Here is a 9023-nt window from a genome sequence, read left to right as displayed (position 1 = left end):
CGGGCCCCCCCGCGGGCGCGCCCGCGGGGCGGGCGGGGGGCGGCGCCACGGCTTCCGGCATCGGGGCGGACGGCACCGGCAAGCGCATCCGCGGGCCGGGCCCGGACGGATAGGGAAGTGGAGGCACGGCGGCAGGAGACGCCATGAGACAGGAGCCGGAAACAGCGATCTGGACCCCAGCCCCTGACGGGGGACGGGTGGAGGAGGCCGTCTGCGCCCACCTCGGCCAGGCGGTCCTCCGCCCCGTCCGCCACGCGCGCAATGGGTGCGAGGACTGCCCGGCCGGCGCCCCGCACATCAGCCTCCTGCGCTGCCTCGCGTGCGGCCACGTCGGCTGCTGCGACAGCTCGCCGGGGCGGCACGCGCACGCCCACGCCGAGGCGTCCTCGCACCCCATCGCGCAGTCCTACGGCCGTCGGGCGCAGTGGGCCTGGTGCTATCCGGACGGCCTGTACCTCGTCCTGGCCTCCCCGGCCCGCTGAGCGCGGTCGTTCGGGCGCTGCCGCCCTACCTGCTCAGGGCCGCGTGGCGGAGTGCCGGTACAGGCGGGAGATCGCGTACAGGGCCTCGCGCAGTCCCGAGGGACGCACCGCGGGCGGTGGCGTGCGGTGCGCCGGCCAGCCGGGCCCCGCGAGGAGGACGAGGGGCGCCGTACGGGCTCCCCTCGGACCGAAGCCGGTCTCCGCGACGCGTCCGGCCAGGGCGGCGTCCGCGGTGGATCGGCAGTGCGACCACAGCACCACGACGGCCGGGCCCGAGCGTCGCACGGCCGCGTGCAGCGCCTCCGCGGGCACGGACGCGCCGAGCATGCGCGTCGGCAGTCCCCGTTCGACCAGTCCTGCCACCAGCGCCTCCAACGGCAGGGTGTGCTGCTCCTGCGGCATGCACGCCACCAGCACCGGCGGCGCCGCGAGAGCGGGCGCCAGAGGTCAAGGCCTTGCCAGCAGCGGCGTCGCGGATCTCGCGGGGTCGAGCAGCGCCGTTACCGCAGCGGCAGGATCTGCGGCCCGGCGCAGGGGCGGGGGACCTCGCGGGGCCAGGACGCCCGGCCAGCAGGCGAGCGCGGCTTTCGACGCCGCGTAGTCGGCCGTACCGGTCAGGGGGGCCGCGACGATCGACCCGGTCCCCACGGCGAGGAAGTCGCCGTCGCCGACGACGGGGACGGCGCCCCGCAGGACGGCCGTCGGGCAGAGGGCGTTCACGGTCAGCAGGTGCTCGGCGGTGGCGTTCGACACGTGGGCGGCGGGGCCGAAAGCCGGCGACGCCGACGGTCACCAGGACGCCGTCCAAGCCGCCGACGGCTCCGGCCGCCCAGCGAGCCAGATCGGAGCGGCCTTGCAGGTCGTAGGCGTCGATGCTGCGGGCCGGGCTGCTGGTGGCGCCGGCCAGGTCCGCAAGGCGCCGGTGATCGCGTCCGGCCAGGGCGGGCCGGCAGTGCCTGCTGCGCAGTCCCCGAACGGCCAGGGTGCCGACTTCGCCGGTGGCGCCGACCACCAGCACCCTGACGCCTTCGCCGGGCACGTCACCTCCTCGGCAGCTGGGCGGGCCGAGCGGCCGCCGGGCCGGGCCCGACCCGGGGGCGCCCCGCCGTTTCGCGGGCGGCGCGGTCGGGGTGGCGGCGCCGCCAGTACGGGTTGTCGTGCGGCAGACCGCCGCTGACGCGTCCGTACATGCCGAACGTCATGATCAGCAGGCCCATGAGGAAGCTGAAGACGACGTTGGAGAGGCCGAAGTCGAGGACGTTGCCGGGGCGGCCGATGAGGAACAGGTGCAGGAACCCGCTCCCCACGAACAGCACGCCGACCGCGATGTTGACGGACGAGGCGACGTTTCCCCCGATCAGGGCGGCGATGACCAGGAGCAGTCCGAAGACGACCGAGATGGTGCTGAGCATTCCGTTCGTGGACAGGCCGGCGATCCGCTGCCCGTCGGTGTCGAAGGAGGAGAGGCTGTCGGCGAAGCCGAGGCAGCCGAAGAGGAGGAGCAAGAGGCCGCACAGGGCGGCGCCGATCCTGTAGACCCTGTTCAGGGGGTGATCGACTGGAAGTTCGTCACGCAGTCTCATGGGTTCTCCCGCGGATGGCTGCATACCGGCCCCGAGGAGTCCAGGCTGCTCCACGGCCTCCCGCCGGGAAAGTCGCAGTGTTTCTGCACCGATTTGCGGGGACCCGTACGGCTTGCCGATAGCACGTGCCAGTCAGGTCACCGGCCGGGCGGGGCGCGTACGGCCCGGTGGACGGCGCACGCCGGCGGCGACCCCGCCGGGCTCCGTCCGGGGAGCGGCCGGAGGGCGGGTTCCGGGTTTCGGGTCGCGTCATCCGGAGGCCGTACAGTCCCCGACGTGGAAGAACCCAACCGACACCGCCCCGGCTCGCCCGTCCGCTCCGGCATCCCGGAGCACGGTCGCGTCCCCAAGTACTACGCCGTCAAGGCCCGGATCTCCGAACTGGTCACGGAGTTGGGCGAGGGCGGGCTGCTGCCCACCGAGCGCGATCTCGCCGAGCGCTACGAGGTCTCCCGCGAGACCGTGCGCCAGGCCCTGCGCGAGCTCCTGCTCGAGGGCAGGCTGCGCCGGTCCGGCCGGGGCACCGCGGTGGCGGGGCCCAAACTGGAGCAGCCGCTGTCGCTGGCGAGCTACACGGAGGGGGTGCGCCGGCAGGGGCGGCGGCCCGGACGCAACCTCATCGGACTCGAACGCTTCCCGTGTCCGGCCGAGTTGGTCGCGGCCGTCGGCGCCGAGGTCGGGGAGCCCGTGTGGCACCTGGAGCGCGTACTGCTGGCCGACGACGAGCGGGTGGGCCTGGAGAGCACCTACGTCCGGGTGGCCCGGGCGCCGCGCCTCGACGTCGATTTCCAGCCGGACTCGTCCTTCTACCAGTACCTGCGGGAGCAGCTGGGGATCGCCTTCGGCGACGCCGACGAGAAGTTGGAGACGGTACTCGCCACGCCGCGGGAGGCCCTGCTGATCGGGACTCCACCCGCCCTCCCCATGCTGCTGATCCACCGCTTCTCGCGGGACCAGGACGGCCGCCCGCTGGAGCGCGTGCGTTCGCTCTACCGTGGTGACCGGTTCAGTTTCACGACCCACCTGACCCGTCTGCGGCCCTAGCAGGCGCCGTTCCCCGCCGGTTCGGGACCTATCAGGCGGGGGTTGGTCACGGAAAGATAACGGGTCTGGTCCAAACGTCGGGGGCTGTTCACCCTTCGGAAGCCGCGCGGCCCCTTGCGGGCCACGCCCCGCGACCACCGTGGCGGACGTGAGAGTCATAGTCGTCGGAGGCGGCGTGGTCGGCACCATGCACGCCTGGCAAGCAGTCGAACGCGGCCACGAGGTCGTCCAGATCGAGCGCGAGGCGGAGGCGCGGGGCGCTTCCCTGCGCAATTTCGGCCAGATCTGGGTCAGCGGACGGGCCGGCGGGGCGGAGCTGGAGACGGCCCTGCGCGCCCGTGAGCTGTGGGAGCGGATCGGGAAGGAGGTGCCGGGACTGGGCTTCCGGGCCAACGGCTCACTGACCCCGGTGCGCACCGGGTACGAGTACGCCGTCGCCGAGGCGGCCGCCGGCCGGGCGGACGCCGCAGCCCGCGGCCACCGGCTGGTGAGCGCCGCCGAGGCTCGCAGCATCAACCCCGCCCTGCGCGGCGCCTTCGAAGCGGCCCTGTGGTGCGCGCGGGACGCCGCCGTGGAACCGCGCACCGCCCAGCTCGCCCTGCGCGAGGCCCTGGCCGCCTCCGGCCGCTACACCTTCCTCCCCGGCCGCGAGGTGCGCGAGGCAGTCGGCGGGCACTCCGTGCGCGATGACCACGGGGAGGTGCACAGCGGCGACTGCGTCGTCCTCGCCACCGGCGCCTGGCTGTCCGGCCTCATCCGCGAACTGGCCGGGCCCGACCTGCCGGTGCGCCGCGTCCGCCTCCAGATGATGCAGACCGACCCGCTCGGCGAGCCGCTGACCACGTCCGTCGCCGACGCGGACAGCTTCCGCTACTACCCGGCCTACGCCTCGCCCGCGCTTGACGCCCTCAACACCGGGCAGCCGCAGACCGAGACCGCCGCCGCGCACAGGATGCAGCTGCTCATGGTGCAGCGCCGGGACGGCGGCCTGACCATCGGCGACACCCACGAGTACGAGCACCCCTTCGCCTTCGACACCCCGGAGGACCCCTACGACCACCTCACCGAGGTCGTGCAGGCCCTGCTCGGCCGTCCGCTGCCGAAGATCCGGCGCCGCTGGGCGGGCGTGTACGCGCAGTGCACCGATCCGGGCCGGGTCGTCCACCGGCAGCAGCTGCGCGAAGGCATCTGGCTCGTCACCGGGCCCGGCGGGCGCGGCATGACCTGCTCGCCGGCCATCGCCGAAACGACCGCGAACGAACTGGGCTGGTGAGCCGCATGGGCAAGGACAACAACCACGGCACCACCAAGCTGGTCGTGCTGGACATGGCCGGCACGACCGTTGCCGACGGCGGCCTCGTCGAGCGCGCCTTCGAGCGGGCCACCGAACACCTGGGTGTCGAGCCCGGATCCGGCGGCCGTGCCGAGCGACTCCAGTACGTCCGCGACACCATGGGCGAGTCGAAGATCTCCGTCTTCCGCCACCTCTTCGGCACCGAGGAGGCGGCTCGGCGCGCCAATTCCGCCTTCGAGGCGGCGTACGCCGAACTGGTCGACGGCGGGCTCGTCGGGCCGCTGCCCGGCGCCCGCGAAGCCATCGAGGCGATGCGCGCCGCCGGCCGGACCGTCGTCCTCACGACGGGTTTCGCCCGCGTCACCCAGGACGCCATCCTCGACGCACTCGGCTGGCGGGGCCTGGCCGACCTCACCCTCTGCCCCGCCGACGCCGGCGGCCGGGGCCGCCCGTACCCGGACATGGTCCTGACCGCCGTCCTACGGACCGGCGCCGTGGACGACGTACGCCGCGTGGCCGTCGTCGGCGACACCGCGTACGACGTGCTGTGCGGGGTCCGGGCCGGGGCGGGGACCGTGGCCGGCGTCCTGACCGGCGCGCACGACCGCGCCCGGCTCACGGCGGCCGGTGCCACGCACGTCCTCGCTTCGGTCGAGGAGCTTCCCGAGCTGCTGGAGCGGTCCTGGTGAGCGGCATCCGTTTCGAATCCGTCTCGGTCGCATACGGTGGTCAGACCGTCCTGGACTCCCTCGACCTGGCCGTCGAGCCGGGCGAGGTCATGGCCTTGCTCGGACCCTCCGGATCCGGTAAGACCACGGCACTGCGCGCGGTCGCCGGCTTCGTCCGGCCGGCCTCGGGCCGGGTCCTGATCGGCGGCCGCGACGTCACCCGGCTGCCGCCCCACCGGCGCGGCGTCGGCATGGTGGTGCAGCAGTACGCCCTCTTCCCGCACATGCGGGTCGCCGAGAACGTGGCCTTCGGCCTCAGAGCCCGCAAGTCCGTGCCGAAGTCCGGGATTCCGGCGCGCGTGGCCGAGGCCCTGGAGATGACGGGGATGGGCGGGTACGCGCAGCGCTACCCGCGCGAGCTGTCCGGCGGGCAGCAGCAGCGCGTGGCCATCGCCCGGGCGCTCGCGATCCGGCCCGACGTGCTGCTGCTGGACGAGCCGCTGTCGGCGCTCGACGCGCAGCTGCGCTCCGGGATGCTGGCCGAACTGGCCCGCCTGCACCGCGAGCTGCCCGACGTCTCCCTCCTGTACGTCACCCACGACCAGGTGGAGGCGCTGACCCTGGCCGACCGGATCGCCGTCATGGACCGGGCCCGGCTGCAGGACTGCGGAACCCCGCAGGAGCTGTACCGCACGCCGCGGACGCGGTTCACGGCCTCGTTCGTCGGCAACGCGAACCTCCTGCCGGTCACGGTGGGCCGGGGCGGCGTCGTCCTGGAGGGCCTGGCACTCGCCGTGGACACGGGGCCGGCCGCGCCAGGGGCGCGCGCGACGCTGTGCGTGCGGCCGCACCTACTGGGCCTGGGCGACGGGCCGAACGCGCTGCGCGGAAAGGTGGCGGAGGTGCAGTGGCGCGGCTCGACGCACCGCCTGTACGTCGACGTCGGCGGGCACCGGGTCAAAGCGGACGTGCCGGAGCTGCGGCAGGTGCCGGGCCCCGGCACGGAGGTCACGCTCCACTTCGAACCGCGCGACGCGGTCCTGCTGTCGGCGGAGGTGGGTGATGACTGAGCTGTCCGAAGCACCCGCCCCCGCCCGCCTTACCGCCGGGGCCCCCGTCGGACCCGGCACCGCCGGGGAGGGGCGGCGGGTGCCCGCGTGGCTGTGGGCGCTGGTACCGGTGAGCGTGCTCGGGGTGGCCTTCCTCTATCCGCTCGCCCTCGTCGTGCAGCAGTCCCTCACCCCCGAGGGCGGCGACGGAGTCTTCGGCGCGTACGCCGACGTCTTCACCTCCGCCGCCTTCCACGAGGCCCTCGGCACCACCGTCTGGCTCGCGCTCGGGGCGACCGCCGGCTCCCTCCTCCTCGGCTTCGCGCTCGCGCTGGTCATCGCCTTCGTCCCCTTCCCCGGGGCCAGGGCCCTGGCCAGGTTCATCGATGTCTTCCTCTCCTTCCCCTCCTTCCTCGTCACCCTCGCCCTGCTCTTCGTCTACGGGACCGTCGGCATGGCCAACGGCCTGTGGACCGACCTCACCGGCGCCGCCGGGGGACCGTTCCGGTTCCTCGCGACGCCCTGGGGCGTCCTGCTCGCCGAGATCACGTACTTCACGCCCTTCGTGATGCGTCCCCTGCTCGCCGCCTTCTCACAGCTCGACACCGTGCAGATGGAGGTGGCGTCCAGCCTGGGCGCCCGACCCGCCCGGATCGTCCGGCGGGTGGTCCTCCCGGAGGCCCTCCCGGCGCTGGCGGCCGGCGGCGGCCTCGTCCTCGTGATGGGCCTGAACGAGTTCGGGATCGTGCTCTTTACCGGCGCCAAGGGCGTCACCACGCTCCCGATGCTCGTCTACGGCAAGGCCATCCTCGAGTCGGACTACCCGGCCGCCTGCGTGGTGGCCGTCGTCAACGTCGCGATCTCCGTCGGCCTGTTCGGCCTCTACCGGGTGGTGAGCAAGCGTGCTGGTGCATAGCCGAGCGGGCCGGTGGGCCGCCTGGGCCCTCTTCCTCGTCCTCTTCCTGCCCCTCTTCGCCCTGCCCCTGCTCGTGGTGGCCGCGGCCTCCTTCGCCGGACAGTGGTCCGGGGCCTTCCCCTCCTCCCCCACCACCGGACACTACGCCGCCGCCGTCCGCGGCGAGTCCCTCCAGGCGCTGACCACCAGCCTCGTCACCGCCGTCACCGCCAGCGTGCTCGCCCTCGCCCTCGGCACCTGGGCGGCACTCGCCGCCGCCGCCCTGCGCCGGCGGGCCGCCCAGCGGATCGTGGACGCGCTGTTCATGCTGCCCGTCGCGGTGCCGTCGGTGGTCGTGGGCCTGGCCGTGCTCGTCGCGTTCAGCCGGCCCCCGCTGCTGCTCAACGGTACGCCGAGCATCGTCATCCTGGCGCACACGGTCCTCGTCACCGCGTTCGCCCACCAGTCGGTGTCGGCCGCGATCGTACGCCTCGACCCCGCCTACGAGCAGGCGGCGGCCTCCCTCGGCGCCCGCCCCGCCTATGTGCTGTGGCGGGTCAAGCTGCCCCTGCTGCTGCCCTCCCTCACGGCGGCCGCGGGGCTCTGCTTCGCCCTGTCGATGGGCGAGTTGAGCGCCACGATGATGCTCTACCCACCCGACTGGACGCCCCTGCCGGTACGGATCTTCACGGCGACCGACCGCGGCTCGCTGTTCGCCGGGTCCGCCCTCGCCGTGGTCCTCATGGCCGCGACCGTGCTGGTCCTGCTCGCCGTGTCCCGCATCCGCACCCGGGCCTCCTACCGCTGAGTCCCCGCAACAGCCAGCAGCCCCGGCAGCCCGCAACTCCCACTCCTGCGCACCCCTTCGTCCCGAGGAGCACCCCAGTCATGTCCCAGCCCACACCCGCCCCCGCCGCACCCGCCCCCGCCCCCGCCCACGGCACCGCCCGCCCCGCCGCGGCCCTCGCCGGCTGCCTCGTCCTCACCGCGGCCCTCACCGCCTGTGGCGGCTCCTCCGCCGCAGGCGGCACCGGGAGCAGCGAGAAGGTCGTCACCGTCTACAGCGCCGACGGCCTCAAGGGCGAGAAGGGCGACGGCTGGTACGACAGGGTCTTCGCCGAGTTCACCAAGAAGACGGGCATCGAGGTCAAGTACGTCGAGGGCGGGTCGGGCGAAATGGTCCAGCGGGCCGCGCGAGAGAAGACCAACACCCAGGCCGACGTACTGGTCACCCTGCCGCCGTTCATCCAGCAGGCCGACGGCAAGGGCCTGCTCCAGGCCTACCGGCCGGCCGGCTCCGAGAAGGTGCACGGGGCGGACAAGTCCCCCGACGGCACGTGGACCTCCGTCGTGAACAACTACTTCGGCTTCATCCACAACAAGAAGGAGCTACCGCAGGCCCCCAGGACGTGGGAGGAGCTGCTGGACGGCAAGTACAAGGGCAGGCTCCAGTACTCCACGCCCGGGGTCGCCGGCGACGGCACGGCCGTCGTCATCAAGGCCATGCACGACTTCGGCGGCAAGGAGCCTGCGATGGAGTTCCTCGGCAGGCTCCAGGCCAACAACGTGGGACCGTCCTCCTCCACCAGCAAGCTCGCGCCCAAAACCGACAAGGGGGAGCTGCTCGTCGCCAACGGCGACGTCCAGATGAACTTCGCGCAGTCGAAGTCCATGCCGAACCTCGGCATCTGGTTCCCGGCGCGCGAGGGCGGCAAGCCCACCACCTTCGCCCTCCCCTACGCCGCCGGGCTGGTGGACAGGGCCCCGCACGGCGAGAACGGCAGAAAGCTGTTGGACTTCATGCTCGGCGAGGAAGCCCAGAGGCTGGTCAGCGAGGTCGGCGGCGGCTTCCCGGCGCGGACCGACGTCAAGCCGACGGACGCCAACGCCGTCGAGCTGACCCGGCTCATGACCGGTGTCGAGGTGTTCGAACCGGACTGGGCCGACATCGACCGGAACCTCACGGCGTACCTGGACGCGTGGAAGTCCGCCACCAAGAGCTGAACGC

At 73.5% G+C, this 9023-nt stretch carries 11 protein-coding genes; 8 read left to right on the top strand and 3 right to left on the bottom strand.

Annotated elements, in window-relative coordinates; genetic code table 11:
* Window positions 1-143 precede the first annotated feature (143 nt).
* Window positions 144-482, top strand: a complete 339-nt coding sequence (locus ACFV7Q_RS37210; protein ID WP_385435375.1) for a UBP-type zinc finger domain-containing protein — start codon at window positions 144-146, stop codon at window positions 480-482.
* Window positions 483-515: 33 nt separating this feature from the next.
* Here the strand turns inward: ACFV7Q_RS37210 and ACFV7Q_RS37205 are convergent, their stop codons facing one another.
* The 3 genes from ACFV7Q_RS37205 to ACFV7Q_RS37195 all read right to left on the bottom strand — a co-directional run bounded on the left by ACFV7Q_RS37205 (window position 516) and on the right by ACFV7Q_RS37195 (window position 2065).
* Entirely contained in the window at window positions 516-884 is a 369-nt protein-coding gene (locus tag ACFV7Q_RS37205) for a hypothetical protein (protein WP_385435374.1), read from the bottom strand.
* A 45-nt stretch (window positions 885-929) separates the two neighbouring features.
* Entirely contained in the window at window positions 930-1235 is a 306-nt protein-coding gene (locus ACFV7Q_RS37200; protein WP_385435373.1) for a hypothetical protein, read from the bottom strand.
* 287 nt (window positions 1236-1522) lie between these two features.
* Window positions 1523-2065, bottom strand: a complete 543-nt coding sequence (locus ACFV7Q_RS37195) for a DUF4383 domain-containing protein (protein ID WP_385435372.1) — start codon at window positions 2063-2065, stop codon at window positions 1523-1525.
* A 276-nt stretch (window positions 2066-2341) separates the two neighbouring features.
* Here ACFV7Q_RS37195 and ACFV7Q_RS37190 point away from each other — a divergent pair, with 276 nt between their 5' ends.
* The 7 genes from ACFV7Q_RS37190 to ACFV7Q_RS37160 all read left to right on the top strand — a co-directional run bounded on the left by ACFV7Q_RS37190 (window position 2342) and on the right by ACFV7Q_RS37160 (window position 9019).
* A complete protein-coding gene (locus ACFV7Q_RS37190; RefSeq protein ID WP_385435371.1) occupies window positions 2342-3109 on the top strand; it encodes a GntR family transcriptional regulator in 768 nt (255 codons plus the stop codon).
* A gap of 148 nt (window positions 3110-3257) precedes the next feature.
* Window positions 3258-4382, top strand: coding sequence for a TIGR03364 family FAD-dependent oxidoreductase (locus ACFV7Q_RS37185; RefSeq protein ID WP_385435370.1), 1125 nt, complete (start codon window positions 3258-3260; stop codon window positions 4380-4382).
* 5 nt (window positions 4383-4387) lie between these two features.
* Window positions 4388-5092 (top strand): phosphonatase-like hydrolase, encoded by a 705-nt coding sequence (locus ACFV7Q_RS37180; protein ID WP_385435377.1) that lies wholly within the window; start codon window positions 4388-4390, stop codon window positions 5090-5092.
* Entirely contained in the window at window positions 5086-6141 is a 1056-nt protein-coding gene (locus ACFV7Q_RS37175; RefSeq protein ID WP_385435376.1) for an ABC transporter ATP-binding protein, read from the top strand. Before ACFV7Q_RS37180 ends, ACFV7Q_RS37175 begins: the two co-directional genes overlap by 7 nt.
* Window positions 6134-7036, top strand: coding sequence for a 2-aminoethylphosphonate ABC transporter permease subunit (locus tag ACFV7Q_RS37170; protein WP_385435369.1), 903 nt, complete (start codon window positions 6134-6136; stop codon window positions 7034-7036). The genes ACFV7Q_RS37175 and ACFV7Q_RS37170 overlap by 8 nt, the downstream gene beginning before the upstream one ends.
* Window positions 7023-7823, top strand: coding sequence for an ABC transporter permease (locus ACFV7Q_RS37165; protein ID WP_385435368.1), 801 nt, complete (start codon window positions 7023-7025; stop codon window positions 7821-7823). Before ACFV7Q_RS37170 ends, ACFV7Q_RS37165 begins: the two co-directional genes overlap by 14 nt.
* Before the next feature lie 80 nt (window positions 7824-7903).
* Window positions 7904-9019 (top strand): 2-aminoethylphosphonate ABC transporter substrate-binding protein, encoded by a 1116-nt coding sequence (locus ACFV7Q_RS37160; protein ID WP_385435367.1) that lies wholly within the window; start codon window positions 7904-7906, stop codon window positions 9017-9019.
* Window positions 9020-9023: the final 4 nt, after the last annotated feature.

It is taken from the genome of Streptomyces sp. NPDC059851 (genome assembly GCF_042732005.1).
Lineage (GTDB): Bacteria > Actinomycetota > Actinomycetes > Streptomycetales > Streptomycetaceae > Streptomyces.
This window is presented reverse-complemented; position numbering and strand designations above follow the sequence as displayed.